Source organism: Flaviaestuariibacter amylovorans, assembly GCF_039541815.1.
GTDB classification, from domain to species: domain Bacteria; phylum Bacteroidota; class Bacteroidia; order Chitinophagales; family Chitinophagaceae; genus Flavisolibacter; species Flavisolibacter amylovorans.
In genome coordinates, this window is the sequence record NZ_BAABGY010000007.1 from 520,961 (window position 1) to 545,950 (window position 24,990).

At 58.5% G+C, this 24,990-nt stretch carries 28 protein-coding genes; 18 read left to right on the plus strand and 10 right to left on the minus strand.

The genetic code is table 11. From position 1 onward, the window contains the following. Window positions 1-306 precede the first annotated feature (306 nt). The 5 genes from ABD937_RS10735 (at window position 307) to ABD937_RS10755 (ending at window position 6,358) form a co-directional block, all read left to right on the plus strand. A complete protein-coding gene (locus ABD937_RS10735) occupies window positions 307-741 on the plus strand; it encodes a cytochrome c maturation protein CcmE domain-containing protein (protein WP_345255687.1) in 435 nt (144 codons plus the stop codon). A gap of 4 nt (window positions 742-745) precedes the next feature. Beyond that, window positions 746-3,301, plus strand: coding sequence for a cytochrome c biogenesis protein CcsA (gene ccsA / locus ABD937_RS10740; RefSeq protein WP_345255689.1), 2,556 nt, complete (start codon window positions 746-748; stop codon window positions 3,299-3,301). 47 nt (window positions 3,302-3,348) lie between these two features. Continuing rightward, window positions 3,349-4,041 (plus strand): DUF4294 domain-containing protein, encoded by a 693-nt coding sequence (locus ABD937_RS10745; protein ID WP_345255690.1) that lies wholly within the window; start codon window positions 3,349-3,351, stop codon window positions 4,039-4,041. A 451-nt stretch (window positions 4,042-4,492) separates the two neighbouring features. Further along, window positions 4,493-5,227, plus strand: coding sequence for a bacillithiol biosynthesis deacetylase BshB1 (bshB1, locus tag ABD937_RS10750; protein WP_345255691.1), 735 nt, complete (start codon window positions 4,493-4,495; stop codon window positions 5,225-5,227). A gap of 51 nt (window positions 5,228-5,278) precedes the next feature. Beyond that, window positions 5,279-6,358 carry a fatty acid desaturase family protein gene (locus ABD937_RS10755; RefSeq protein ID WP_345255693.1) on the plus strand — a complete coding sequence of 360 codons (1,080 nt, stop codon included), beginning with the start codon at window positions 5,279-5,281 and terminating at the stop codon, window positions 6,356-6,358. A gap of 234 nt (window positions 6,359-6,592) precedes the next feature. On the opposite strand, the gene ABD937_RS10760 is transcribed toward ABD937_RS10755, so the two are convergent. Next, window positions 6,593-7,021, minus strand: a complete 429-nt coding sequence (locus ABD937_RS10760) for a GNAT family N-acetyltransferase (protein WP_345255694.1) — start codon at window positions 7,019-7,021, stop codon at window positions 6,593-6,595. A gap of 34 nt (window positions 7,022-7,055) precedes the next feature. Between ABD937_RS10760 and ABD937_RS10765 the strand changes: the two genes are divergently transcribed. From ABD937_RS10765 to ABD937_RS10780, 4 genes are all read left to right on the plus strand, one after another. Further along, window positions 7,056-7,403, plus strand: coding sequence for a YciI family protein (locus ABD937_RS10765; protein WP_345255696.1), 348 nt, complete (start codon window positions 7,056-7,058; stop codon window positions 7,401-7,403). Between the two features lie 181 nt (window positions 7,404-7,584). Next, window positions 7,585-8,742 carry an acyl-CoA dehydrogenase family protein gene (locus tag ABD937_RS10770; protein ID WP_345255697.1) on the plus strand — a complete coding sequence of 386 codons (1,158 nt, stop codon included), beginning with the start codon at window positions 7,585-7,587 and terminating at the stop codon, window positions 8,740-8,742. 110 nt (window positions 8,743-8,852) lie between these two features. Further along, a complete protein-coding gene (locus ABD937_RS10775; protein ID WP_345255699.1) occupies window positions 8,853-9,542 on the plus strand; it encodes a YggS family pyridoxal phosphate-dependent enzyme in 690 nt (229 codons plus the stop codon). A 40-nt stretch (window positions 9,543-9,582) separates the two neighbouring features. Continuing rightward, window positions 9,583-9,783 (plus strand): hypothetical protein, encoded by a 201-nt coding sequence (locus tag ABD937_RS10780; protein ID WP_345255701.1) that lies wholly within the window; start codon window positions 9,583-9,585, stop codon window positions 9,781-9,783. 114 nt (window positions 9,784-9,897) lie between these two features. Here ABD937_RS10780 and ABD937_RS10785 read toward each other — a convergent pair whose 3' ends face one another. The 6 genes from ABD937_RS10785 to ABD937_RS10810 form a co-directional block, all read right to left on the minus strand. Beyond that, complete coding sequence (locus tag ABD937_RS10785) at window positions 9,898-10,038, minus strand: hypothetical protein (protein ID WP_345255703.1); 141 nt, start codon at window positions 10,036-10,038, stop codon at window positions 9,898-9,900. Window positions 10,039-10,260: 222 nt separating this feature from the next. Then, complete coding sequence (locus ABD937_RS10790) at window positions 10,261-10,485, minus strand: hypothetical protein (RefSeq protein ID WP_345255704.1); 225 nt, start codon at window positions 10,483-10,485, stop codon at window positions 10,261-10,263. Window positions 10,486-10,496: 11 nt separating this feature from the next. Next, entirely contained in the window at window positions 10,497-10,691 is a 195-nt protein-coding gene (locus ABD937_RS10795) for a hypothetical protein (protein ID WP_345255706.1), read from the minus strand. A 138-nt stretch (window positions 10,692-10,829) separates the two neighbouring features. Beyond that, entirely contained in the window at window positions 10,830-11,804 is a 975-nt protein-coding gene (locus ABD937_RS10800; RefSeq protein ID WP_345255707.1) for a polysaccharide deacetylase family protein, read from the minus strand. Between the two features lie 114 nt (window positions 11,805-11,918). Further along, window positions 11,919-12,695, minus strand: a complete 777-nt coding sequence (locus ABD937_RS10805) for a sulfite exporter TauE/SafE family protein (protein WP_345255709.1) — start codon at window positions 12,693-12,695, stop codon at window positions 11,919-11,921. Continuing rightward, complete coding sequence (locus ABD937_RS10810) at window positions 12,692-13,162, minus strand: NUDIX hydrolase (protein ID WP_345255711.1); 471 nt, start codon at window positions 13,160-13,162, stop codon at window positions 12,692-12,694. The genes ABD937_RS10805 and ABD937_RS10810 overlap by 4 nt, the downstream gene beginning before the upstream one ends. Window positions 13,163-13,275: 113 nt before the next feature. On the opposite strand from ABD937_RS10810, the gene ABD937_RS10815 reads away from it, so the two are divergent. Both ABD937_RS10815 and ABD937_RS10820 read left to right on the plus strand, forming a co-directional pair. Continuing rightward, entirely contained in the window at window positions 13,276-14,862 is a 1,587-nt protein-coding gene (locus tag ABD937_RS10815) for a sensor histidine kinase (protein WP_345255713.1), read from the plus strand. Between the two features lie 220 nt (window positions 14,863-15,082). Continuing rightward, window positions 15,083-16,036, plus strand: a complete 954-nt coding sequence (locus ABD937_RS10820; RefSeq protein ID WP_345255715.1) for a CvpA family protein — start codon at window positions 15,083-15,085, stop codon at window positions 16,034-16,036. A 144-nt stretch (window positions 16,037-16,180) separates the two neighbouring features. Here ABD937_RS10820 and ABD937_RS10825 read toward each other — a convergent pair whose 3' ends face one another. Then, the gene (locus tag ABD937_RS10825) at window positions 16,181-16,363 is read right to left on the minus strand and encodes a hypothetical protein (protein WP_345255717.1); all 183 of its coding nucleotides are present in this window, start codon (window positions 16,361-16,363) and stop codon (window positions 16,181-16,183) included. A gap of 325 nt (window positions 16,364-16,688) precedes the next feature. Here ABD937_RS10825 and ABD937_RS10830 point away from each other — a divergent pair, with 325 nt between their 5' ends. Next, entirely contained in the window at window positions 16,689-16,880 is a 192-nt protein-coding gene (locus ABD937_RS10830) for a hypothetical protein (protein ID WP_345255719.1), read from the plus strand. A gap of 183 nt (window positions 16,881-17,063) precedes the next feature. On the opposite strand, the gene ABD937_RS10835 is transcribed toward ABD937_RS10830, so the two are convergent. Beyond that, on the minus strand, window positions 17,064-17,564 hold the full coding sequence (locus ABD937_RS10835) for a hypothetical protein (RefSeq protein WP_345255721.1): 501 nt from the start codon (window positions 17,562-17,564) through the stop codon (window positions 17,064-17,066). Window positions 17,565-17,745: 181 nt separating this feature from the next. On the opposite strand from ABD937_RS10835, the gene ABD937_RS10840 reads away from it, so the two are divergent. From ABD937_RS10840 to ABD937_RS10850, 3 genes are all read left to right on the plus strand, one after another. Further along, complete coding sequence (locus ABD937_RS10840; RefSeq protein WP_345255723.1) at window positions 17,746-18,600, plus strand: dienelactone hydrolase family protein; 855 nt, start codon at window positions 17,746-17,748, stop codon at window positions 18,598-18,600. A 178-nt stretch (window positions 18,601-18,778) separates the two neighbouring features. Next, window positions 18,779-19,780, plus strand: a complete 1,002-nt coding sequence (locus ABD937_RS10845) for a transglutaminase domain-containing protein (protein WP_345255724.1) — start codon at window positions 18,779-18,781, stop codon at window positions 19,778-19,780. Window positions 19,781-19,951: 171 nt separating this feature from the next. Next, complete coding sequence (locus tag ABD937_RS10850; protein ID WP_345255725.1) at window positions 19,952-20,305, plus strand: DUF6249 domain-containing protein; 354 nt, start codon at window positions 19,952-19,954, stop codon at window positions 20,303-20,305. 195 nt (window positions 20,306-20,500) lie between these two features. Here ABD937_RS10850 and ABD937_RS10855 read toward each other — a convergent pair whose 3' ends face one another. Next, entirely contained in the window at window positions 20,501-22,093 is a 1,593-nt protein-coding gene (locus tag ABD937_RS10855) for a S41 family peptidase (RefSeq protein WP_345255726.1), read from the minus strand. 99 nt (window positions 22,094-22,192) lie between these two features. Between ABD937_RS10855 and ABD937_RS10860 the strand changes: the two genes are divergently transcribed. The 3 genes from ABD937_RS10860 to ABD937_RS10870 all read left to right on the plus strand — a co-directional run bounded on the left by ABD937_RS10860 (window position 22,193) and on the right by ABD937_RS10870 (window position 24,982). Next, a complete protein-coding gene (locus ABD937_RS10860) occupies window positions 22,193-23,050 on the plus strand; it encodes an N-acetylglucosamine kinase (protein WP_345255727.1) in 858 nt (285 codons plus the stop codon). Between the two features lie 196 nt (window positions 23,051-23,246). Further along, window positions 23,247-23,813, plus strand: a complete 567-nt coding sequence (locus ABD937_RS10865; protein WP_345255728.1) for a hypothetical protein — start codon at window positions 23,247-23,249, stop codon at window positions 23,811-23,813. A 452-nt stretch (window positions 23,814-24,265) separates the two neighbouring features. Continuing rightward, a complete protein-coding gene (locus ABD937_RS10870; protein WP_345255729.1) occupies window positions 24,266-24,982 on the plus strand; it encodes a succinate dehydrogenase cytochrome b subunit in 717 nt (238 codons plus the stop codon). Window positions 24,983-24,990: the final 8 nt, after the last annotated feature.

A 24,990-nucleotide genomic window follows, 5' to 3' on the forward strand; every position in this document is an offset into this window, starting at 1 on the left:
TTTAAAGGGCGGTGCAAGTTACCGCCGTTTGGGCGCGCGGCAAAATCCGGCCGGCCGACAGGCGCCAAAGAGGCGTTAAAGCCGGGAAGTTGATCGTTTGACGTTAAGGTGTTGTACCAATCTATGGCCTTGGCTCGCCGGTAGCCGGGTCTGGTCCATTTGGTGCATCCTGAACTTCGAGCAGCAAACTCTAATCCTTGAACATTTCCCAAAGGCTTGTTAAAGGCGACAGGCTGAGGAAAATCAGGTAGGGCAGCCCCGGCAGTAGTCCGTTTTCGGCTACCTTTGCGGGCGAATAGGCGCCACATGAAAAAGATCCACCTTATCCTCCTGCTCCTGGTCATCGGCGGCATCGTCGGCATGTCGTTCTTTATCAAGGACCTCACCACCTACGAAACCTTTGCGTCGGCCGCTTCCAAAAAGGACAAATTCGTGGTGGTAAAGGTAAAACTCGACAAGAGCCAGGCCGTGGAATACGACATGGTGAAGGATCCGAACAAGACCTATTTCTGGGCCTTCGACCAGGACGGGCAGCGCACCCGCGTGGTGTACAACAACGCCAAGCCCACCGACATCGAGCGCAGCGAAGGCATCGACCTTAACGGCTATATGCGCGGCGATCACTTCGAGTGCACGAAGCTCCAGATGAAGTGTCCTTCCAAGTACAAGGACGACATGAAACTGGCGGAAAAGAACCTGCCGGGCGCCACTGCGACCGGTACTGACGCGAACAAATACTGATCGAATGGATTTTATCGGAGAGCAGCTCTTACCCGGGCGCATCGGGCATTTCTTTGTGATTCTTTCGCTGGTTGCCTCCCTGGCGGCTACCGTATGCTACTTCCTCGCTACCCGCACGGCCATCGCCGGACAGCGCGCCTCGGGTAACGCCTTTACCAGCGTTGCGCCCGGCAGCACCGACTGGATGCGCCTCGCCCGGATCTTCTTTATCGCTGAATGCGTAAGCGTACTGGCCATCTTCGCCACGCTTTTCTACATCATCTCCAACCACCTCTTCGAGTTCAAGTACGCCTGGCAGCACAGCTCGCGCTCGCTCGAGATGAAATACCTCCTCAGCTGCTTCTGGGAAGGACAGGAAGGCTCCTTCCTGCTCTGGAGCTTCTGGCACTGCGTGCTTGGCCTCGTACTGATCAAAAAGGCCGGCCGCTGGGAAGCCCCGGTGATGACCACCGTGTCCTTCGTGCAGGTGATGCTGGCCACGATGATCGTAGGACTGCACCTCGGCGGCTGGCGCATCGGCTCCAACCCCTTCGTACTGCTGCGCAACGAATTCGATCTTCCCGCCAAGATCCCGATGCTCGGCGTCTCGGGCAACTACCAGAACTACCTGACCTTCATTACCGACGGCAACGACCTCAACCCGCTCCTGCAGAACTACTGGATGGTGATCCACCCCCCGGTGCTGTTCCTCGGCTTTGCCTCTACACTGATCCCCTTTGCCTACGCCATTGCCGGTCTCTGGACCAGGGAGTACAAGGACTGGACGCGCCCGGCGCTCACCTGGTCCCTGTTTTCGGCGGCAGCGCTCGGCACCGGAATCATGATGGGCGCGGCCTGGGCGTACGAGTCGCTCAACTTCGGCGGCTATTGGGCCTGGGACCCTGTGGAGAATGCTTCGCTCGTACCCTGGCTGGTGCTGGTGGCCGGCGTGCATACGCTGCTCATCTACCGCCACAGCGGGCATGCGCTGCGCTCCAGCTTCTGGTTCCTGATCGGCTCCTTCCTGCTCGTGCTGTATTCTACTTACCTCACCCGCAGTGGCGACCTGCAGGAAACCTCGGTGCACGCCTTTACGGGCGAAGGCATCACCAAATGGCACCTGCGCACGCTCGTGGCGGTGTTCATGATCCCGGCGCTGGTGCTGATGCTGCGCAACTACAGGCATATCCCGCATATCAAAAAAGAAGAGGAAGCTTCGTCGCGCGAGTTCTGGATGTTCATCGGCTCGCTGGTGCTCCTGCTTTCAGCAGTTACCATCTCTGTGATGACCTCGCTGCCCGTGATCAACAAGATAGCTGGACTGTTTACCAGCAAGGAGCTGTTCAAGCCTCTGGCGATGGGAGAGGACTCGGCTTTTGCCTATAACCGCATCCAGGTATTCGTGGCCATCATCATCGGGCTGCTCACGGCCTTCTCGCAGTACCTGCGCTACAAGAGCACGCCCCCGAAGGTGTTCTGGAAAAAGATCCTCATTCCTACGGCCATCAGCCTGCTGCTCTCGGTGGCGATCATCTGGGGCGGAAAGGTCAACTACAGCGAATACGGCGCCGGCTATATGGCGGCCATCTGGATCGCGCTGGTGGCGGCGGTCTATTCCGTGGTGGCCAATGCCGCCTACATCTGGGCGGGCATGAACGGCAAGCTGCGCGCGGCCGGTGGCTCGGTGGCCCACGTGGGCTTCGGGCTTCTCCTGGCCGGTATCCTGATCTCTTCGTCCAAGAAAGAGGTGTTGTCGCACAACACCTCGGGCATCTTCGTGCCGCTGGGGAAGGAAAGCAAGGAAAAGCCAGGCGAGAACCTGACGCTTGTGAAGGACCTCCGGACCGATATGGGCAAATACTGGGTGACCTACAACCAGGACTCGATGCACCCGAAGAAGCCGCTGTGGTTTTACGCGCTGAAGTTTGAGCCGAAAGATGGTGAGAAGCCCTTTACCCTCTACCCGAACGCCTTCGTGAATTACAAGGGCAACGAGGGACTCATGGCCAACCCGGATGCCCAGCATTATTGGAATTACGACGTCTTTACCTACATCACCTCCCTTTCAAACGACCCGGGCAAGGTACCGGAAGACACCGCCGCCTTCAAGCCGCACACCGTGAAGGTGGGCGATACGGTCTGGTACTCCAAAGGATTTGCCGTACTGGAAAACCTCACCTCGCGCGACAAGATCCCGCAGGCCGGCTTTGCGCCCACGGACAGCGCTTCGGTGGCTACGCTGAAAGTTTACGCAAAGACCTCTTCCACCTACACACTCGAGTCGCTGCTGATCTCGAAGGGCGGCCAGGCGATGCCGTATGCCGATACCGTAACTGCCGAAGGACTCGTGGTGCAGCTGCAGCGGGTAACCCCGGAAGGCGCCGAGATCGGGGTGAAGGAGTCGGATGCCGTGCTGCGCTATATTACGCTCAAGGCCTACAAATTCCCCTTCATCAACCTTGTGTGGCTCGGTACGATCGTAACCGTGATCGGCTTTCTTATGAGTATGGTGCGGCGCTTGCGGATCGCCCGCGAGCCCGAACGGAAAACTTTAAGCTTTTCTAAACAGCGGGTAGCGTAGTTTCATGGTCTCTTTTGAAGAACCCTTAATTGGACCTAAATTCCGGTATGTCCCGACGCCTGTCTCTTTTGTTCCTGTTCTGCGCCCCCGTGCTGCTTGCCGGCCTGGACGCGGCCGCACAAGATGCGGTCCGGAGTGACGTCCTGCCTGAGGCAAAGGGAAACTGGGGGGTCAACGATACCATTATGGTGTCGGTCATCAATTACGGCGGCGAGCTGATGCCTTACCGGGAACTCGATATGGTGTACATCTCGAAGCTTCCGCCCGCCGAGATGCAAAAGGCCATCGCCGCCTACAACCGCCTTCGCAATGCCGTGTACGTGACCTATCCTTATGCCCGCGCGGCCGGCGTCACGCTCAACGAGGTGGCAGCACGCCTCAACGGCGTGGAGCGCAAAGGCGAGCGCAAGGCGATTATCAAAAGCCGCGAAAAGGAGCTGCGCGAGCAGTTCCAGAAGCCCATGGAAAACCTTTCAGTGTACCAGGGCAAGGTGCTCATGAAGCTCATTAACCGGCAAACCGGCAACAACTGCTACGAGATCATCAAAGAATACAAGGGTGGCTTTATGGCGCGCACCTACCAGACCGTAGCCTTCTTCTTCGGCTCCAGCCTCAAGCAGCCCTACGACCACGTTAACGATCCTACCGATCGCCAGATCGAGACCATTGTGAAGGAGATCGACAACTCCTGGTACAACAATGCGAACCGCCCGGTAGTGGCCCGCGCATCGGGGATGTGACCTCACCACCGGCCTCTCTCCGGGAGAGAGGAGTGACTCTGGTAGAACACACTTTTTTACAATGCACATTCACGCTGGATGATCATTTCATTTGAATAGGATCGTTTGATCGCTTCTTGTATTCTAGAAGGTGGCGGGTATTGAATCATCCAGCTTTTCATCCAATCCTTTCAATGGTAGCCCGAAAATGGCGCTGGGGTACCCGATCCGGGCTCCGGAAGGGTCTTGTGCGATGAAGGAACGGCATTTTAACGATTCGCACAAAGAACGTATCCGTGCTGCGCGAACCGGATTTCGAGGAGCGATAACCGGCCGGTGGCGCAGGTATTGCCTTATTCCGGCCGGGCAGGGACGGGGCTCGATGCCTGTCGAAAGTCAGCTCAGCCGTAGCACTCGGGCCGGTTAAAGTGGCTCCGAAGCCGTATCTTGCAGCCTTATTGCAAATTAGTTCATGAAACTGGATATACTGGCCATCGGCGCGCATCCCGATGACGTGGAGCTTGGTTGCTCCGGAACGCTCATCAGCGAAGCGCGCCGCGGTAAAAAGGTCGGCATTGTGGACCTTACCCAAGGGGAACTCGGCACCCGGGGTACCGTGGAAACCCGTTACGCCGAAGCGGCGGAAGCCGGGCGTATCATCGGCGTTTCCGTTCGCGAGAACCTGAAGATGCGCGACGGTTTTTTCGTCAACGACGAGGCGCACCAGTTGCAGCTCATCCGCGTTCTACGCCGCTACCGTCCCGACATCGTCATCGGGAACATCCTGGAAGACCGTCATCCCGACCACGGACGCGCCGGCAACCTCATCTACGACGCCTGCTTCCTCTCCGGCCTCAAGCAGATCAAAACGGCGGAAGACGATGGCAGCGAGCAGGAAAAGTGGCGCCCACGCTACCTCTTCCAATATATCCAGGACCGCTTCTACGAGCCTGACCTCATTGTAGACGTCTCGCACGTGTGGGAAGAGCGAATGGCTTCGATCAAGGCCTATACCACCCAGTTTCATAGCCCGGCGGGCACGGAGGGCGACGCCACCTATATCTCGAGTCCCGAATTTATGGAAGCCGTGATTGCCCGCGCCCGCCTCCTCGGTAAGCGTATTGGTGTGCCTTTTGCGGAAGGATTCCTGTCGAAAAAGAACATCGGTATCAGCAGCCTCGACGCCCTGGTGTTGCAAGAAACCTGATTCCGGCTACCCCAACTGATTTTTAACCTACTTAAATAGCATCGCGTTCACATGGCCACTCCCAAATTCATGACCGGCACCGTCTCTTTTCATGCGGAGCTGAAGAAAAGAATCAAAGCGTATTTCAACGAAACGGGCAAGTCGGAAACCGGCGGCCCCGCCCTCTACACGAAAGCGATCGTGCTCACGACCGCCTTTGTGCTCCTGTATACCCACCTCGTGTTCTTTACGCCGGGCATCGTGTGGGCCCTTCTCGAATGCGTGGTGCTTGGCTGCGTAGTGTCGGGCATCGGCTTCAACATCATGCACGACGGCGCACACGGCACCTTCAGCAAGCGTCCCTGGCTGAATACCCTCGCGGCCTTTTCCCTCAACATCCTGGGCGGCTCGCACTTTATGTGGAACATGAAGCACAACGTGATCCACCATGCGTACACCAACGTGGACGGCGTGGACGATGACATCGACATCCAGCCCTGGATGCGCATGAGCTCTACACAGCCGAAATACAAGATGCACAAGTACCAGCACCTATACTTCTGGTTCCTCTACTCGATGCTTTATATCCTGTGGATCTTCGTGCTCGACTACCAGAAATATTTCAAGAAGCGCATCGGAGAGATGCCGCTGAAAAAAATGACCACTGCCGACCACCTCATCTTCTGGGGCTTCAAGGTGCTGAACCTCGGGCTCTTCATCGCGCTCCCCATCTGGCAGGTGGGCTTCACCGGCTGGCTTGTTGGCTTCCTGGTATTCTCGCTCCTTGCCGGCTTCGTGCTTTCGATCGTGTTCCAGCTGGCGCATACCGTGGAGCACACGCACTTCCCGATGCCCGACGAGGCCACCGGTCGCCTGCAGGACGAGTGGGCGGTGCACCAGCTCAAGACCACAGCAAACTTTGCCCCGCACAACAAAGTGATCAACTGGTTCGTGGGCGGGCTCAACTTCCAGGTGGAGCACCACCTCTTCCCGAAGATCTCGCACATTCATTACCCGGCTATCTCGCGCATCATCAAGCAAACCTGCCGCGAGTTCGACGTGCCCTACATCGAGTACCCGCGCATGCGCCATGCCGTGGCCTCGCACGTGTCGTTCCTTAAGCAGATGGGACGCGGGCAGAAGGCTGCGTAGCCCCCTGTCCCCCAAAAGGGGAACTTAGGTCGGTTATACTTTTTCAGTTTTGACCTTTTCTCAAAGTTGTTCATTTGAAAGTCCCGCTAACGGCGGGACTCTCTGCATTAAAAGGGTTGAATGGTAGCAAAGAACTACATGATGTAGGGCAGACGACAAATAGGCTACCAAAAACACTCCTTAGCGAAAACCTTAGCCTCTTCTTTTCTTAGCGGCATGAAACACTTTTTCTGCTTATATCGCCTTTATCATCACGTGATGCGGGATTCCCACCTCGAAGAATTGCTCCCCGCGGATCCCGTACCCGCTCTTTTCATAGAAGGGGATCACGACGTCGCGTGCGTGCATATAGATTTCAGTAAATCCCTGCTGCGTCGCCCATGCCTCGCAGAACGCAAGGATCGCCGCGCCGACGCCCTTTCCCTGCCAGCGCTTATGCACGGCCATCTGGCGCAATTGCAGGCGTTTTTCGGGCTGAGGCGTGAGTACACAACAGCCAATCATCTCCTCTTGCCCAAAAGCGGCAACGAGGTGCTCCTTCGCTTCCCGCTCCGGGTTGATGTAGGATTCGGGCACCCCGATGGGCCGTAGCAGCACCTCCAGCCGCAGCTGTTTCATCTGCCCGTATTCCGGCGTTCCGACCCCGATCAGTTGTATGTTCATTTGCCTATTTTGTGGCGACAAATCTAGACAAGGAATGAATACTGCATTAACGCCTGAAGCGGTCATGGCCCGCGTACAAACCGGGAAGCCCTATGTGCTGCTGTTGCTGAAAGCCGGCCGCGATCCCCTCGAAAGTGAGTCTTTCCAGGAGTTGCAGATGGGGCACCTGATGCACCTGTTCAGCCTCGAGGCACAGGGAAAGGCACATGTATTCGGTCCGGTGACCTCGGAAGGCGACCTCAGAGGCGTCATCATTTTCGGCACCTCCAGCAAGGACGATGTCAGCGCCTGGATGCAAGGCGACCCGCTCTGCGACCGCGGCATTTTCGTCTACGAGCTGCACGACTGGTTCTCGATCCCCGGGATGGGACTACCGGCGTGAATCTGGAATCGGGAATCGGGAATTCCCGATGCGTAGTGGAAAGGAACGGGTGAATTACACATACTGTTTTAAACAGGCGCCAGCATTCACGATTGACGATCCACGATTCAGGGAAGGCGCCAGCATTCACGATTGACGATTCACGATTGCCGGTTATATTTGCGCCACAATTCTTGCCACCATGAATTTTCAATTGAGCGAAGAACACCTGATGATCCAGCAGGCTGCGCGCGACTTTGCGCAGAACGAATGCCTCCCCGGCGTAATCGAGCGCGACGACAAGATGCAGTATCCCCGCGAGCAAATGATGAAGCTGGCCGACCTCGGCTTCCTCGGTATGATGGTGAGCCCCGAGTATGGCGGCGCCGGCCTGGATACCGTTTCCTACGTGCTGGCGATGGAAGAGATCAGCAAGATCGACGCCAGCGTGAGCGTGGGCATGAGCGTCAACAACTCGCTCGTGTGCTACGGCCTCGAAAGCTATGCAAGCGAAGAGCAGAAACGCAAATACCTGACGCCCCTGGCACAGGGTAAAAAAGACGGCGAGCTCTATATCGGCGCCTTCCTGCTCTCGGAGCCCGAAGCCGGCTCGGACGCTACCTCCCAGCGCACTACCGCCGAAGACATGGGCGACTACTATCTGCTCAACGGCACCAAAAACTGGATCACCAACGGTAACTCCGCCTCCGTATACCTCGTGATCGCGCAGACCGACCCCGGCAAAGGCTCCAAGGGCATCAATGTGCTCATCGTGGAGAAGGACTGGCCGGGCGTGGTGGTCGCGGCAAAAGAGAATAAGCTGGGCATCCGTGCTTCCGATACACATACGATCCTCTTCAACGATGTAAAGGTGCCCAAGGAAAATCGCATCGGCGAGGATGGCTTCGGCTTCAAGTTCGCGATGAAGACGCTCGCGGGCGGCCGCATCGGCATTGCAGCCCAGGCCCTCGGTATCGCCTCCGGCGCCTACGAGCTCGCGCTGAAATACTCGAAAGAACGTAAGGCATTCGGTACCGAGATCGCCAACCACCAGGTGATCGCCTTCAAGCTTGCCGACATGGCCACCCGCATCGAGGCCGCGCGCCTGCTTTGCCTGCGTGCCGCCGTTGACAAGGACGAGAAAAAAGATTATACCCTGAGTTCCTCCATGGCCAAGGTATTCGCCTCCGAAACCGCGATGTGGACCACTGTGGAAGCGGTGCAGGTGCATGGCGGCTACGGCTTCGTGAAGGAGTACCACGTGGAGCGCCTCATGCGCGATGCCAAGATCACCCAGATCTACGAAGGCACCTCCGAGGTACAACGCATCGTCATCTCCCGCTCGATCCTGAAAGGGTAATTAGTCTATTGGTCTATTAGTTTATTGGTAAGGGTCGTCTCAGGACGACCCTTCTTTATCTTAGCCGGTCCGTTATCGCCCTTAGCAAACAACCCCCAAAACCTTCGCCCATGCCCATAAACGAAGCCGCGTACCAATCGCTAAAGCAGGAACTTGACGAAAAAGGAGCCACCCTGGTGGCCGTATCGAAAACGAAGCCGGTTTCCGATATCCTGGCCCTTTACGAACTCGGGCAGCGCGATTTCGGGGAGAACTACGTGCAGGAGCTGGTAGAGAAGCAGCCGCAGCTGCCGCCGGATATCCGCTGGCACTTCATCGGGCATTTACAGAGCAACAAGGTGAAGTATATCGCCCCCTTCGTGCACCTCATCCACGGCGTGGACAGCGAAAAGCTGCTGCGCGAAGTGGGCAAACAGGCGGTAAAGAACGGCCGGACCATCGACGTATTGCTCCAGATGCATATCGCACGCGAAGAGACGAAGTTCGGGTTCAGTGCCGACGAGTTGTTACCCCTGGTAAAATCTGTGGGGTGTTCTCCCATAGCCGGTGTGCGCCTCCGTGGCCTGATGGGCATGGCTTCGTTCAGCGACGACCTGGAGGAAGTACGGGTTGAATTCAGAACATTAGCAACAACAGCCTCCGGCATCCGGCAACAAGATGCCCTCGGCATCGCAGGTGGGCCTGGAATAACAGACTTCGACCTGCTTTCCATGGGGATGAGCGGGGATTACCGGGTCGCACTCGGAGAGGGGAGCAACCTGGTTCGGATCGGCTCCCTGCTGTTTGGAAGCCGTGCCTGAGCGATGGCACCATTTTTTAGCCCATCGGTAAAACGTCAACATGAAAAAAGCCTGTTTCTCGGTGCTTGCCCTCATCGTCTCCACACTTGCCTGGGCCCAGGAAGAAGCCACAAAGACCGTGGACGTGAACATCAACACCAAAAGCGAAAGCGCCTGGTACACCTCTCCGGTAGTTTGGGTCATCGGCGCTGCCGTGTTCATCCTGCTGCTGGTGGCACTTACCCGCGGACGCCGCGCCTGATCGTTCCGAAATGCATAAAAAAGCCGGTCTATGACCGGCTTTTCAATTATCGTAAAGGCAGGCACGGGAGCGCACTGCCGGGATCACTGAACCAGGAACGGACAAGCTGTCCGATCAGGAGCGGCGGAACCAGTACTGCAGCTTGCGCAGCTGGTTGCGGCCCATAACGGTAATATTATCCTCGGTAGGCCGGGTAATATAGAGCAGGTACGTGATGAGTACGATCAGGATGATAAAAAACCACACGGGAAACATATCGCTACATTTTATACTATAGAATTTCCAAACACTATTCCAATACTTTAATGGACTCCGAACGGGTAAAAATTGCTGCTTTCGGGAATGTTAAAGGCCGATTTGGGCCAAACCGTTTTGGGTAATTGCTCAGCAGCCCGAATAGTGTAGAAAAATGCTATAGAAAAAACGCAACAGCAGTGGTACCGATGCCGCACCTTGTTAAAAGCCTGATAATGAAGATCAATGCTGGCTTAGCAGGTAGCGCTCGAGGGCATCGGTACAAGCCTGCGCCAAACCCGGATCGGTGCCGGCCTCCGGGTGCCACTCGTCTTCCTCGCGGCGGATACGTACAACGGGGCTGCCTCCACCGGGCGGAGTGAATACATACCAATCCTCCGCGAACGTTACGTTGAAAGCGCGGGTCTGCCCCCCGGCGGGGAGCTCGGTCGTGAACAGGTGTTCCATGCGTCAGAATTTTAATAGCGGGTGGTATCGTCGGGTTCGCCGGAGCGCGGGTCTTCGGTACGGGCGGCAGGATCCTCGTTCTCGGTGCCGCTGCGCTCGAGTGCGCCGTCGCCGGCAGCATGTGCGTTGTGTACGGTTTCGGAAGGCAGCTGCCCGGCAGGTTCCTGGCCAACCGATTCCCGGCTGAGTTGATCACGCTTTTCCATGCCGGGACCGCTAAAAGAATAGTGCCAGCGGGATAATGTGCTGATGGGGTAATGGGGTGATAGAGTGATGGGATGATGATTGGAGGCGTGTGCATAAAAAAAGCCCCGCGGTTGCGGGGCTCTGGTATCTGTTCGTTTCTAGGATCTTTTGGCGGCGGTATCGGCCACTGCTGCAGAGGCGGCTTTCGGCACATCGGCGTTGCGGAAGGCGCTGCGCATCACGCGGAGCAGGCCTTCGGCCGACCAGGTAGGCGGCACGATGATGCGGCGCACGGTGTGTAGCGGCTCTTCCGGGTCGCGCTTCGTGGAGAGCTGGAAGGCCATCCGGATGTCGCGCTTCTTGAGTTCCGGGATACCCGCCTTGCTCCAGATGCCGAAGGGATAGGCGAAGTAGTGGATCGGCTTGCCGCTGATGTCTTCCAGACGCTTGCGCTGGGTTCCGAGCTGCAGGTCCCAGTCGTTGTCGACCATCTTGCCGGTGCCCTTGTCGATGTGCGGTGTCGTCAGGTATTTGTCTACCCGGTCGTGGCGCCAGGTGTGGCTTTCGATGGCATGCCCTTCGTCGGCCAGCTGGCGGATCTGCTCCTTCGACATATAGCGCGGGCGGCCGATGGAGATGGTCATGATGAAATACACCCCTTTGAAGCCGTACTTGTCCATCTCTGGCTTCGCCACGGTGAATTGCTCCACATCGGTGTCGTCGTAGGTGAGCATGAACGGCTTCTCAGGAAGCGGGGTGCCGAAGGCGAGGTAGTTATACAGCTGGTCGGGCAGCACCGAATGGTAGCCGCTGTCGTGGAGCATCTTCAGCTGCTTTTTGAACTCGCTCACCGTAACGTCGTATTCGCGGGTGGCCTTGGGGATGTCGTAAATGTGGTGGTAGCAAAGCACCGGCACTTCCTTGCGGGCCATGATCACCGAGGCAGGATCCGGCGCGCGGTCGGTAACCGCGGTATTGGGGGCGCCACCGGCAGCAGGAGTCGTTGTCTTGCTGCTGTCGCCCGACTTGCCGGCAGCCGTATCGGTGCTGTTAGCGGTCTTGGCGCCGCTGTCGTTGCCGCCGCAGCCGGCAAGTGCCGCGCCTGCCAGCAGGAGGAGGAAGAAGGTCTTCATGGTCATTTTTGTATTGCGTGCAAATTTGGAGGGTTACCGCCACCGAAGCGTGGCCGCGCGATAATTATTTTTCAGTTGCTGTTCCTGCAACTTCGATGCCCGCGTGGGGACGCCTCATTTTGCGATGAAAACGTCGTACGCAATGCGGATCAGGGTGCCCACCACCACCAGCAGAAACAGGCTCCGGATGAAGCGGTTTCCTTTCGCGATCGCCGTGCGGGCCCCCAGCGCGCCGCCCAGCGCATTGCAGAGGGCCATGGGCAGGGCAAAGCTCCACAGGATCTTCCCTTTGAGGAGGAACAGCGTAATGGACCCCAGGTTGGTGGCCAGGTTGGTAAGCTTTGCCTGAGCCGAGGCATGAAGAAAATCGTAGCCCAGCCCCGCCACAAACGCCAGGATGAGAAAGGAGCCCGTGCCCGGCCCGATAAAGCCGTCGTAGAAGCCGATGATCAGCGAGGCGGCAATGGTTACCTGCAGCTGCCGTGCGGGAGGCACTGTGCGTGCGGCGCGTTGCCCGAAGCCTTTGTTGCCGAAGGTGTACGCGGCCACCCCGGCCAACACCAGCAACAGTACCGGTTTCAGGAACCCGTTGGACACTTCGGTGAGCAGGAGCGATCCGCCGTAAGCCGCGAAAAAAGCAATCGTGCAGGAGATGGAAGCCAGCTTCCAGTGGATGCGTACCTGCCGCAGGTACTGGCGCGCGGCGATCGCCGTTCCGCAGAAGGACGGTATTTTTACGGTAGCCAGTATGTTGGCGATAGGGTGGCCGCGCAGCACCAGCAGCGATACGGGCGTCTGGATAAGGCCGCCACCACCCACGATGGCATCGATAAAGCCGGCGGCAAAGGCCGCACAGCAAAGGAACAGGAGCTGCAGGTAAAATTCGTTCACGGTCCGGGTTTAAAGGAAAGCTGCGCGGCGAGGGCTTCGAGCAGGGCCACCTGGGCCGGGTTGATCAGCGTTGCCGCCTCCGCCCACCGGAACCAGCCGGCCTTGTCGACCTCAGGTACCAAGATCCACTTGCCCGACCGGGGCGGCCATTGCATGCGGAAGTGGTTGGAGCGGATCGCGCCTGCGTCGAGGTCGCCCTCGGCGGCCCAGGCCCACACTTTCTTCCCGGCCTTTTGCGTTACGGGAGGAAGGGGAAGGAGGGGGCCCTCGGGCCGGGTACCGGTCTCCTCGGTGAATTCGCGCACCGCTGCCTCAAGGGGCGATTCCGGATCGGCAAACTCGCCCTTAGGGATCGACCAGGCGCCGGCCTCACGGCCTTCCCAGAAGGGGCCGCCGGGGTGCACGAGGAAGAACTCGGGAACGCCTTCGCGAAAACGGTACAACAGGATGCCCGCGCTTTGTCGCATGCGGCAAGATAGGGAATCGCAGGCAGCAGCGGTGGGGAAGGAGTGCTGCCCGACCATGGAACAATTTTTTGAACACAAGGGGCAGGCCCCTGCACGAAACCACGGAGCATGCAATGCTGAATCTTTACGAAGCGCATAAGGGAATGTACCAGTTCCGGCACCTGCCGCAACTTGCGCGGATCATTCTCGATGGCCACCTCGACGAATATGCGCGCCAGCAGTACACGCTTTCCGTGCGCCTGCACCTGCCGCTGCTGCAGCACCTGAAGCATTTCAGCGAGCCCGACCTGCTGCAGCTCACCTGCCGCTCGGCGGGCGAGTTCCTGGAAAGTCTTGCCGCCAACGAAGGCCGTGCACACATCGTTGCATCGGTAGAGCGCTGGCTGGCCAACGAGCTCGAGTTTGTCGACTACCTGCAGATCGTGGTAGAGGACATTACCGTGCTCAACCACATCCGCGCCGAGAGCCTGCGGCACTTCATCCCATTTTATACGAAGGACCTGGCCGTGGCGCTCGAGGCCGTGTGCGAGGTCGAGCGTTTTTTCATGGGCTACAATACCACCTCGCTCGCCACCTTCATCGACCTGCTGCGGCAGCGCCTGTCGCAGCAGGAAGCGCAGCTGCTGGAGGCGGAAGCGATCGCGCACTTGGGCAGCTTCACCTGGGACCTACGGACGAACCGTACCGAAAGCTCCCCGGAAATGCGCCTCATCCTCGAAACGACCGAGCCCGTCGGACTCGAACGCTTTCTTGAGCTGGTGCACCCCGACGACGGCCAGCACCTGAAGGAGTCGATCGCCAACGCGTTCGCCACCGGACTGCTCGAGTGCGAGTTTCGCTACCAGGCCAGTGAGCAGGAAAAAACGCTGTGGGCAAAAGGCATCGTGTACTTCGACAATGGGGAGCCGCTCCGGATGGCAGGCGTGGTCCAGGATATCACCGAGCGGAAACGGATGGAGGCCACCCTGCTGCGCAAGACGCTCGAGCTGGAGCGTTCCAACGAGGAGTTGCAGCAGTTTGCCTCGGTGGCCTCGCACGACCTGAAGGAGCCGCTGCGCAAGATCGTGCTCTACGCCGACCTGCTCGAGGAAGAGCATGCTTCGCTCTCCGGGCGGGGCCTGCAGCACCTGGTGCGGATCAAGGACGGGGCGCGCCGGATGCGCCACCTGATCGAGGACATCCTTGCCTGGTCTTCGCTCAACCAGCGCGAGGAGCCTGTACCAGCCCCGCTCGAAAAGATCCTCGCCGAATCCCTCGAGCTGCTCGACCAGCGGATCCGCGAAAAGGGTGCGCGCATTGTGTCCGACGGGCTGCCGGCGGCGCGGGTGATTCCGTTCCAGATCCGCCAGTTGTTTCAGAACCTGCTGTCGAACGCACTCAAGTTCACCCGGCCGGGTGTAGCGCCCGAGGTCCAGATCACCCACCGCTACCTCGACGGGGCCGAGGTCCCTGCCCGGCGCCTGTCCGAGGCGGGGCGTTACCTGGAGCTCTGCTTCAAAGACAACGGCATCGGCTTCGAGCCGCATTTTGCCGAAAAAGTGTTTGGCCTCTTCAGCCGGCTGCATACCCGTGCCCAGTTCGAAGGCACCGGGCTCGGACTGGCCATCTGCCGCAAGGTGGCCGAAAACCACGGGGGCATCATCGAAGCGAGCGCACAGCCCGGCTCCGGCGCCACCTTTCGCCTGCTCTTGCCGCAATAGACAGAATACGCCTCGGTTTCGTGTTGCCGGTATGGAGCATCGCCTTCAAACGATGGCATAAGCATCCGCTAACCTTCGGTAACCCTTCCCCGATTGCGCTCCATCGCGCGTCAGCCATACATCTGAAATCTGAGATCACAGATCGGACATCAGCTTTCTGGCATCAAGTTTAATTGAATAGGAGGGCGCCGTGCGCACGCTGCGTCTGAAAACACCAATCATGAACGTCATCGACATCCTCTTAATACTCGTGCTTGCGGCATCGCTCTGGAGCGGCTGGCAGCGCGGCTTTCTCATTGGCTTCCTCGAGCTCATCGGCTGGGGCGGCTCCCTGCTGGCGGCTTTTTTTGGCTATCCGTACCTGGCCGGCTGGCTGCAAAGCGTCGTTCCCTCCTGGGGCGCCTGGCTGCAACCGCTTTCCTTCGTACTGATCGTACTGGCTGCCCGGGGACTCTTCGGGCTCATCAGCAACCCGCTGGTGCTGGCCGGCCGTGACTTCAACCGCCGACCGGCCAACCGGGTGCTGGGCCTGCTGCCGGGTTTCATCAACGGCGCGATCTACGCCACGCTGCTCGCGGCCCTGCTGCTGACGGTACCCATTTCGGAAACGCTTTCCGCTGTATCGCAGAAGAGCCGGATCGCCGGCATGCTGGCAAACGAGGCCGAGTGGGCCAACCGCAAGCTGGCGCCCATTTTCGACGAGGCCATCCGCCGCAGCATGACCAAGGTCGGCACCGAGGTAAAGCCGAACGAAACGGTGACGCTGCACTTTAAAGTCAAGGATCCGAACGTGCGCGAAGACCTTGAGGCGAAAATGCTGGCCCTTGTAAATGAGGAACGGGCGAAGGAAGGGCTGCCGCCCGTGAAAGCCGACCCCGAACTCGCGGCCGTGGCCCGGGCGCATGCGCGCGATATGTTTGCCCGGGGCTACTTCTCCCATTATACACCGGAAAAGACCGACCCTTTCGACCGTATGAACGCAGCCAAGGTCAGCTTCCTCACGGCGGGCGAGAACCTCGCCCTCGGCCAGACGCTGCTCATCTGTCACCGCGGGCTGATGAACTCGCCGGGGCACCGCGCCAACATTCTTCATAAATCGTTCGGCCGCCTTGGAATAGGGGTGCTCGACGGCGGGCTGTACGGCCTCATGATCGCACAGGAGTTTCGCAACTAGGAACTCCCTGGAGGCCGTTTCAATACCCATAGTTTTTCTGTAACCGCTGAAAGGGTCGGACACGGGACGAACTCAAACGGCAGCCGGGGTACCAAAAAACAAAAGCCGCCCGGTGGGGCGGCTTTCAATATCATGGGGTACGGATCAACGCTGCTGGTTCTCGCGCGTGCGGTGGCAAAGCGTTTCCACGGAAAACGAGAAGGCCAGCGCAAAGGCAACGGCTTCCCAAAGCGATTGCTTGACGGTGAGTGCCACGATGAACATGACAAGGCAGAAGATGCAGACGACCACCGTAAGGGCATTCTTTTCAGAGAAATACTTCTTCATATGCTGGATTTTACACGAGGCTTCAGTGAAACGACACAAAAGTAGGGAAGTGGCCGGTGAACGGGCAGCGAGCTGTCGGCGGAACGGCGGTTTTTGTCGGCAAAGCGCTGTTAAACAGCCCGGCCCGACGGAGGCCCGACGGGTTGCCCCGGGAGGTGGATAAGTGCTTCTCCATGAGCGGATTCCACAGACGGGCGCCCCGATTGTCCCAGGAACGGTACAATTGCTGAGGCGCCGGTGCCGGAATAGCCGGCAAAAACGTAACAAGACGCGCAGTTTGCTTACGGTACAGTTTTCGTTTATCCTTTACAAACACCTTGACCGTATGTACAACTTTACCAACTACCTGTCCAGCCACGACCGTTTCGGTATCCCCGGCACCTTTGAATTCCAGGTCAACGAGATCGCCCGAAAACTGAAGCTCCCCATCGAGGAGATCCTGCTGGCAGTGCAGGAGGTCGGCTTCGACCGCGACGAGATCCGTGAGTACATCCGCGACCGCCGCGACCGCTGCTGACCCGCTTCGTACGATTGCCTGACCCAAACGTGCCCCTGCATGCTTCCTTCCCGGAACCACGCAGGGGCACTCTGTTTCCGGCAGGCACAAAAAATCCCGGCGGGGCCGGGACTTTCGAATCGATAAAGATACAATTTGCTGCAAAGAGGCAACCTCACCTCCCAGACGTCAAACCTCGAACCATTACTGTGCGGCGGGGATCAATCCCTTGGCGTCGCGCGCCAGGCAGGAGAGGGCGCGCTGCATCAGGTCCTTTTGCTCCTCGGTCAGCTTGATCTCGACGGTCTGCTTGCCGTTGGTGATGCTGATAACGCCAATCCGCTGCTCGAACAGGCGGCGGAAGCTGTAGCTCGTTTCCGGGGTGTTGCGGAAAATGATGTGAAAGAACCCCTCGCAATTCATGGTGCCGCCGCTGCGGTAGGTGTTGCGCAGGCGGGTGCCGGAAAAGTTCACGACGGCGCTCGACTGGTCGTTGAAGCACAAGGCATCGCCGCCGAGGGCGAAAAAGAGATCGATCTCCTTGGCATTGGCCTCGGCGCTGAATTTGTGGTCCCCGAGCCGGATCAGTCCGGTAGAAAGGCGAACCTCCTTTGTATAGGGATCGCGGTCAGATTTGAGGCTACAGGAATCCTGGGCGGAAGAGAAGAGCGGAGCGGAGAGTAGCAGGAAGAGCAATTTTTTCATGTAGGCGTATTCAGGATTTAAAGATACGGGAGGCCCCCGAACCGGATAGATGCGATTGGCACACCAAAGGTTGCCCGGCCGGCTGACCGGAACGCCGCCGGTGGAAAAAAAGTTGCGCGGATCCCGGCATTTGACGGAACTTTAAGGCCACGGCACAGTTAACAACGAACGAACCAAGCTTATGAAGACAATCTTTAGAATCGGCACCGGCTGCCTGCTGGCAGCGCCCCTTTTCCTTTCCTGTTCCGGCAGCGACCGCAGCACCGGGGAAGGAGCCACTACGAGCAGCAGCGCCGCCCGGCCGGCCGCCATCCGGGAAGAGGCCGTGACGATTACGGCGTACCGGGCCACGCTTCAATGCTTTCTCTATACCGACAGCGCTAACAAATCGCCACGCCCCGCGGTCATTGTGATACCGGAATGGTGGGGGCTCAACGATTATGCGAAAGGCCGCGCCCGGCAGCTCGCGGGCCTGGGGTACACGGCCCTGGCACTCGACATGTACGGCAACGGGCAGGTGGCCGCCGACCCTAAGGCCGCTATTGCACTCGCCACCCCGTTCTATACCGACCCGGCGAAAGGCTCCGGCCGGCTGGCTGCCGCCCTCGAGTACCTGAAGGGGCGCCCCGAGACCGATACGGCGCGCACCGGCGCCATGGGCTATTGCTTCGGCGGCACGATGGCGTTGCTCGGTGCACGCTCCGGGCTTCCGTTTGCCGGGGTGGTCTCTTTTCACGGCGACTTCCCCGAAGGCCCCTGGCCCAGGGACGCCTACCGCGGCAACGTGCTGATCTGCCACGGCGCGGCCGACAGCATGGTCAGCAGGGCTTCCTTCGAAGCGTTTGGCCGGAAGCTCGACTCGGCTGCTGTCCGCCATACCGATAGATCCTATCCCAACAGCACCCATGCCTTCACCAACCCCGACGCAACCGCTACCGGCGCACGGTTTGGGCTTCCCATCCGCTACAACGGTGCGGCCGACACGGCCTCCTGGACTGATATGCAGGCTTTCTGGCGCTCGGTGTTCGGGCGCTGACGAACGATTCCCTGCCCTCTTGTTTTATAGATGGCGGCCGTAGTCTTGCGGCCGCTTTTTCATGCGCAATTTTTAGGGAACTCCCTGTGTCGCGAGTCCTTTGCGCCTTGTTAAACCGCTTCCCGGTACGCCGGCGGTTTCCGATATTTGGGTACCCGTACAAATACCGGTTCCTGCAATGCGCTTCCTGTTCGTCTTGCTCCTGATCTCCTTGATAGTTACCCGCCCCGCCGCGGCCCAACGCGTCTCCGACGAGCTGGTGGATGCGCATGCCGTTACGGTAACCGGCGACCGCCCCGACACGCTTGCGGCGCGGCTGACGCGGCCCTTCCGAACCGACCGAGAGAAGGTGCGCGCCCTCTTCCGGTGGGTGGCTCACTACATCGCCTACGAGGTGCGTAGCCCCCGGATGCCGAAGCAGGTACGCGATACGGCCTGGGACGGTCTGCCACTCGACGAGCGGGTGGCCTACGCCACGCTGCGCCGTCGCTCGGGCGTGTGCGAGGGCTTTGCCCGCCTCTTCAACACCCTGTGCCACTACGCTGGCATCCGCTCAGAGCTCGTATCGGGCTACGTGCGCAACGACGACGACCGCACCGACCGCGGCGTACTGCCCAACCACAGCTGGAACGCCGTTTACTTCGACAGCTCCTGGCACCTGCTCGACGCCACCTGGGCCGCCGGATATATGTTCGGCAACACCAGCGATTTCGTACGTGCCTACGACAACTTCTACTTCCTGACGCCGCCGGAAAAAATGATCCGGAACCATTACCCGGAAGACTTCCGCTGGACCCTGATGAAAACCGTTCCGCCCCTGCGCGAGCTGCGCTACCACCCGTTCCGCACGACCGCCTCCCTCAAATACCGCATCCGGCAAACACTCCCGGCTTCGGGCACCATCACGGCCGTCCCGGGCGACACCCTCCGGTTTACCGTGGAACTGCAGGCGCCGGTACGACCCGATGCGATTGCGCCGGACGAGGACGACCCCAAGGACTTGTACCCGAAGCGTGCCCGCCAGGCGCTGCTGGAGCCGGAGGCGTCCTTCGGCACCCGCCGCCTCCGTTATACCTACGTGCTCCGGCCCGGTGTTGAATGGATCACCCTCCGGTGCAACTCCGACGCCATCCTCCACTACCAGGTGCTGCCCCGTCCGGTTCCCGACCCGGGGCAGTGAACACTTTTCTTCATTTTTCTATCCTCCTGTAACCGCCCCGCTCCGCGGGTAGTCTGATCCTGGGTAAACCGATTTGAAAATTGTGTACGTGGACTGTAACCTTGCAAGACCGGCCGTAGTCAGATCCCGTAGACAAGCGACAAAAAACATTAACCCATAAAACTTAATCCCATGGATGGCGCTGGAATCTTAGTACCGATCACCCTCTTCCTGAGCAGTTCGGCCATGATCTTCGGAATTTATTACCTGCGGACCCGCGAGAACCTCGCGATCCTCGAAAAAGGCAAGGACCCCCGTTCGCCCCGCCCGTACAACAACCTCCGCCTCGGGTTGCTGCTGATCGGCGGTGGCCTCGGGCTCCTGCTTGCTTACCTGATCGACATGTTCGTGACGACCCAAAACGACATCGAGCCGCTGTACTTCGCGCTCATCGCCATCGGCGGCGGCGGCGGCCTGCTCGGGTCGTACCAGGCAGAGAAGCGGGCCATGGAGCGCACCCCTGACCTGTACCGGAGGGAGCCTTGAGGCGGGAATAGGCAATCGGGAATCGGTAATGCCGATCCGGGCCAACTGCTGTTTCGCGCTGACGAACATCGTTCATTGAAAAAGCATCCTTCATAGGGATGCTTTTTCAATTCTACCAGTATTGTTTTCAACAAATACCCGAAAGGAGCTACAGCTACTTTTCTATTGCCGATTGCCGATTCCCGATTGCCGTTCTTATTGCCCCAGCGCCTCCAGGCCCTTCTGCACCACGCGGTCGGTGCTGTTGGCTACCTGGTAAAAGCCGCTCGTGCGCCAGCGCAGGCGGGCCAGGTAAGCCCGGATCCTGTTCTGTACTTCCACCTTGTCGCGCTCAGGAATGACGCCCAGGTTGATGCTGTCTTTGCGGGCAAAGTCGACTAGGCCCTTCCAGGCAGTCTCCGTACTGACGAACTTCTGCGCAAACTCCGCCGGGGTCTTATAGACCGCGAGCGCAGCGCGGTTGTCCATGTAGAAGTGATACACGTAGTTGTTGAAGCGGCCGTCGAGGTACAGCTTGGTGATGCTTTGTGTGTACATGCTCGTGTCGATGGGCACAAAAACGTCCGGCATGATGCCGCCGCCGCCATAGACCTTGCGTCCGCCCTTGGTGCTGTACACCTTTTCCTTGCTGAGGTGGATGGAGTCGGGGTTGATCATCTCACCGCTGTGATAGCGCTCGAGAAGGTCGTCCATATATACCTTCTTCCCCTTGTCGTACGGACGCTGGATGCTGCGCCCGAGCGGGGTGAAATAGCGGGCCACGGTGAGCCGGATGGCCGAGCCGTCGGTGAGCGGGTACTGCTCCTGTACGAGGCCTTTCCCAAAGGAGCGGCGGCCGACGATGGTGGCCCGGTCGAGGTCCTGGAGGGCGCCCGCAAGGATCTCGGAGGCGGAGGCCGTGAGCTCGTCCACCAGTACCACCAGCTTGCCCTTTTCGAACATCCCCTCTTTCTGTGCGCGATACTCGCGCTTTTCCGAGTTCGTGCCTTCAGTATACACAATCAGGTTGCTGCCGGCGATGAACTCGTCGGCGATGAACACCGCCTGATTCACGAGACCGCCGCCGTTGCCGCGCAGGTCGAGCATGAGCGATTTCATGCCCTGAGCCTGCAGGTCCTCGAGGGCACGCATGAACTCCTGGTAGGTGGTTTCGGAGAACTTGTTGAGGCGGATATACCCGTTGCCCGCACTGATCATATAAGCGGCGTCGAGAGAGGGGAGCGGGATGGTGCCCCGGGTGACGTAGAAATACTGTACCGTGTTGTTGCGCAGTACCGACAGCTTCACGCGGGAGCCGCCCGAGCCGCGGATCATCCGGCGGATCTCGTCGGAGGGAAGCGTCTTGCTCACCACGCTGGAATCGTCTACCTTGATGATGCGGTCGCCGATCTGGAGGCCTGCCTTATCCGCGGGCCCGCCGGGCACCACGTACAGCACGTTCACGGTATCGGAGAAAATATTGAATTCCACCCCGATGCCCTGGAAGTTACCGGTAATGTCCTCGTTGGCCTCGGCCACGTCGCGGTTGGGGATGTATACGGAGTGCGGATCGAGCTGGTTCATGAGCCCGTCCATGGCATTGTCCTGCAGCGAATCGATCTTCACCTTGTCTACATACTTGCTCCGGATCAGGTCGATGGCCTCCTGCAGCGAACTGCGCTGCTCGCGGGCAAAGAAGCCCTGCTTGCCGCCCGTTTGCTGGTGCAGCCGGAAGCCGAAGAACATACCGGCGATCATCACCAGGGAAAAGACCAGGGGCAGCCAGACCTGCCATTTTTTATTTATCATCGTCTGTCGTTACGTTGTAATTTGTTGCAAAATAGGCCATTTGCAAAAAATGCCGTTTGTTCGCGCATCATTTCAACAAACCCTTAAGCTGTTCCGTTCATGGCTGCTACGCTGATCGCCGACTGCGGCGCCACCAAGTCTGAGTGGGTGCTCGTGCACTCTGGCAAACGCAAGACTGTCTTTACGCAGGGCATCAGTCCGTACTTCCTGAGTACCGACGCGATCGTGGAACTGCTGGAGCGGGAACTGCTTAAAAAGCTCAAGGGAATAACGGTTTCCGAGGTCTTTTATTACGGTACCGGCTGCGCCAACCCGGCCAATGCGAAGAGTGTGAAAACGGCGCTCAAGCGCTGCTTCCCGGAGGCGCGCGCCGAGGTGGCCACCGACCTGCTTGCCGCCGCCCGCGCCGTGTGCGGCCGCGAGAAAGGCATTGCCTGTATCCTGGGCACCGGCTCCAATTCGGGCTACTATAACGGCAGCAAGATCATGAAGAATTCGCCCGGGCTGGGCTACGTGCTCGGCGACGAGGCCTCCGGCGCCTACCTCGGCCGGAAAGTGCTCCAGTATTACCTCTACAACACCTTCGACGAGGAACTGCGCGCGCGCTTCGATGCCCGCTTCGCGACCACGCCCGTAGAGATCCTCGACAACGTTTACAAGCAGCCCCTGCCGAACCGCTACCTGGCTACGTTTACGATCTTCCTGGCCGAGAACCGCGGCCATTTCATGATCGAGAACATCATCGAGGACGGCCTCAACGACTTCTTCTTCACGCACCTGTCCAAGTACCCCGAGATCTGGCGCTATCCCGTAGGCTTCGTAGGCTCCGTGTCGTGGGGCTTCCGCGACGTGCTGGCCGACCTCTGTTCGTCGTACGGCTTCGAGCTCGGCACCATCCTCAAAAACCCGATGGACGGCCTCGTGCGCTACCATGCGGGCGTGGCACAGAAATCATAATGGGATAATTGGAGGATGGGGTAATGGGGTAATTCGTTACCGCTCGAAAGATTGGGATATCAGCGCCGGCTTTGTATTTTGTTAATAGGACGGTAAGTTGCCTTAATTGAGTGACCATTACGGAAATTTGCAGTTGATGCCGCTTGCGAAAGGCGATCATCCCATTACCCCATTATCCCATTACCCCATTCGCACTATGCACGATATCGAACCCTTTTACAACTGGCGCCACGTCTATGTGAGCGAGGAGGACGAGCGGTCGCCGTTCTTTCAGCGGCAATACTCGGAGTTCGAGTTCAGCCAGACGGTATACAACTTCTACATTCACCCGCAATGGGATGAGTTCGGCTCCCGTACGCTGTACCTGAAAGTGCTGCAGGCCGACTACGACGAGCACTATGCCGTGATCGAGCTGCTGGGGGAGTGGAACGATGCCATCGAGAACGACATCATGGCCCTGAAGCGCGACGTGGTGGACAAGTTCGAGCAGGAGGGCATCCATAAATTCATCCTCATCGCCGAGAACGTGCTCAACTTTCACAGCGGCGACCGCGATTATTACGAGGAATGGCACGAGGACGTGAGCGACGAGAACGGCTGGATCGTTTGCCTCAACATGCCGGAGGCCACGCAGCACGATTTCCGAAAGGCCAAGATCAATTATTACGTGGAGCTCATGGAGCTTTCCAACTGGCGCACCTACCGGCCCTTTCACCTGTTCAAGAAGATCGACGAGGAGCTCGGGCGCAGGCTCGCGCTCTAGGATCTCTGATCTGTGATTTCAGATTTCAGATTTATTGCTGACGTACGAAGCCAAGGACGCAGAAAGCAGTTTTTCAGGTACTTGGTCGAAGAATAGGATCGTCGCGGTCAACTGTTTAATTGAGTATGCCGATCGTTGTCTTCTACCGAGAAATTTGGTGGTTCTTAATCATGTTTTGAAATCCTAGGATTTCCACGAAAAAAGGCCTTCCGAAAATTGACTGTGAAAAGGTGCCAAAGCGCCCTTCGTTTGTCGAACAAAGTTGCCTGTCAAACGTTCCATTTTGGCGTGAGGCGAGTGTTGAACACAAGGCAGAAAAATGTAGTATTAGGTGTACGAAGTACACATTCACAAAGGGTTTCTCGGGCCTTCCTATTTTTCAATGCGTTACACTTTTTTGACAAACCGCTCGTAACTTCGCGCATAATTTTTCAATCCCCCTCTGACTGATTATGAAATGGTCGCAATTCTTCACGTCTGCTGTAGGTCGGAAATTTGTAATGGCGTTGACCGGTTTGTTTCTCATCTCCTTTTTGATCGTGCACGTAGGCCTCAACGCCACGATCTTCAATGACCTTCGTTATTTCGATGAGCAGGACAATGGATCGATGTTCAACCGCGCGGCGCACTTCATGGGCAACTCGCTCATCATCCGCATCATGGAGCTTGGACTGTTCGCGGGCATCATCCTGCATATCGTTCAGGGTTATGCCATCGAAATGAAAAACCGGAGCCGCCGCGGCACCGGTTACCAGGTTTCGCTGGGTAACCGCGGATCGAAATGGTATAGCCGCAGCATGGCACTCCTGGGTACGCTCATCCTCCTCTTCCTCATCGTGCACGTGGCGCACTTCTGGGTGCCTTCGCGGATCACGCACGACATGGAGTCGGCTGTATACCACAACAACGGCGTGGAAGTACACAACCTGTTTCTCAAGATGTACGAGGTGTTCCAGCAGGAGTGGGTCGTGATCCTGTACCTTCTCGGTGTGGGCTCCCTCGCCTTCCACCTTTTCCACGGTTTCCACAGCGCCTTCCGCTCGCTGGGTGTGAACAACAAAAAATACCTCGCGCTGCTCCGCAGCCTCGGCTACGGCTTCACCATCATCGTCAGCATCCTGTTTGCCCTGATGCCGATCGCCATGTACTTCGACTGGGTACAGCCCTGATGCGGAAG

Excerpts from the sequence above, each read along its gene's own strand:
- ABD937_RS10735 (WP_345255687.1), top strand. The coding sequence starts at position 307 with ATGAAAAAGATCCACCTTATCCTCCTGCTCCTGGTCATCGGCGGCATC.
- ccsA (WP_345255689.1), top strand. The coding sequence starts at position 746 with ATGGATTTTATCGGAGAGCAGCTCTTACCCGGGCGCATCGGGCATTTC.
- ABD937_RS10745 (WP_345255690.1), top strand. The coding sequence starts at position 3,349 with ATGTCCCGACGCCTGTCTCTTTTGTTCCTGTTCTGCGCCCCCGTGCTG.
- bshB1 (WP_345255691.1), top strand. The coding sequence starts at position 4,493 with ATGAAACTGGATATACTGGCCATCGGCGCGCATCCCGATGACGTGGAG.
- ABD937_RS10755 (WP_345255693.1), top strand. The coding sequence starts at position 5,279 with ATGGCCACTCCCAAATTCATGACCGGCACCGTCTCTTTTCATGCGGAG.
- ABD937_RS10760 (WP_345255694.1), bottom strand. The coding sequence starts at position 7,021 with ATGAACATACAACTGATCGGGGTCGGAACGCCGGAATACGGGCAGATG.
- ABD937_RS10765 (WP_345255696.1), top strand. The coding sequence starts at position 7,056 with ATGAATACTGCATTAACGCCTGAAGCGGTCATGGCCCGCGTACAAACC.
- ABD937_RS10770 (WP_345255697.1), top strand. The coding sequence starts at position 7,585 with ATGAATTTTCAATTGAGCGAAGAACACCTGATGATCCAGCAGGCTGCG.
- ABD937_RS10775 (WP_345255699.1), top strand. The coding sequence starts at position 8,853 with ATGCCCATAAACGAAGCCGCGTACCAATCGCTAAAGCAGGAACTTGAC.
- ABD937_RS10780 (WP_345255701.1), top strand. The coding sequence starts at position 9,583 with ATGAAAAAAGCCTGTTTCTCGGTGCTTGCCCTCATCGTCTCCACACTT.
- ABD937_RS10785 (WP_345255703.1), bottom strand. The coding sequence starts at position 10,038 with ATGTTTCCCGTGTGGTTTTTTATCATCCTGATCGTACTCATCACGTAC.
- ABD937_RS10790 (WP_345255704.1), bottom strand. The coding sequence starts at position 10,485 with ATGGAACACCTGTTCACGACCGAGCTCCCCGCCGGGGGGCAGACCCGC.
- ABD937_RS10795 (WP_345255706.1), bottom strand. The coding sequence starts at position 10,691 with ATGGAAAAGCGTGATCAACTCAGCCGGGAATCGGTTGGCCAGGAACCT.
- ABD937_RS10800 (WP_345255707.1), bottom strand. The coding sequence starts at position 11,804 with ATGAAGACCTTCTTCCTCCTCCTGCTGGCAGGCGCGGCACTTGCCGGC.
- ABD937_RS10810 (WP_345255711.1), bottom strand. The coding sequence starts at position 13,162 with ATGCGACAAAGCGCGGGCATCCTGTTGTACCGTTTTCGCGAAGGCGTT.
- ABD937_RS10815 (WP_345255713.1), top strand. The coding sequence starts at position 13,276 with ATGCTGAATCTTTACGAAGCGCATAAGGGAATGTACCAGTTCCGGCAC.
- ABD937_RS10820 (WP_345255715.1), top strand. The coding sequence starts at position 15,083 with ATGAACGTCATCGACATCCTCTTAATACTCGTGCTTGCGGCATCGCTC.
- ABD937_RS10825 (WP_345255717.1), bottom strand. The coding sequence starts at position 16,363 with ATGAAGAAGTATTTCTCTGAAAAGAATGCCCTTACGGTGGTCGTCTGC.
- ABD937_RS10830 (WP_345255719.1), top strand. The coding sequence starts at position 16,689 with ATGTACAACTTTACCAACTACCTGTCCAGCCACGACCGTTTCGGTATC.
- ABD937_RS10835 (WP_345255721.1), bottom strand. The coding sequence starts at position 17,564 with ATGAAAAAATTGCTCTTCCTGCTACTCTCCGCTCCGCTCTTCTCTTCC.
- ABD937_RS10840 (WP_345255723.1), top strand. The coding sequence starts at position 17,746 with ATGAAGACAATCTTTAGAATCGGCACCGGCTGCCTGCTGGCAGCGCCC.
- ABD937_RS10845 (WP_345255724.1), top strand. The coding sequence starts at position 18,779 with ATGCGCTTCCTGTTCGTCTTGCTCCTGATCTCCTTGATAGTTACCCGC.
- ABD937_RS10850 (WP_345255725.1), top strand. The coding sequence starts at position 19,952 with ATGGATGGCGCTGGAATCTTAGTACCGATCACCCTCTTCCTGAGCAGT.
- ABD937_RS10855 (WP_345255726.1), bottom strand. The coding sequence starts at position 22,093 with ATGATAAATAAAAAATGGCAGGTCTGGCTGCCCCTGGTCTTTTCCCTG.
- ABD937_RS10860 (WP_345255727.1), top strand. The coding sequence starts at position 22,193 with ATGGCTGCTACGCTGATCGCCGACTGCGGCGCCACCAAGTCTGAGTGG.
- ABD937_RS10865 (WP_345255728.1), top strand. The coding sequence starts at position 23,247 with ATGCACGATATCGAACCCTTTTACAACTGGCGCCACGTCTATGTGAGC.
- ABD937_RS10870 (WP_345255729.1), top strand. The coding sequence starts at position 24,266 with ATGAAATGGTCGCAATTCTTCACGTCTGCTGTAGGTCGGAAATTTGTA.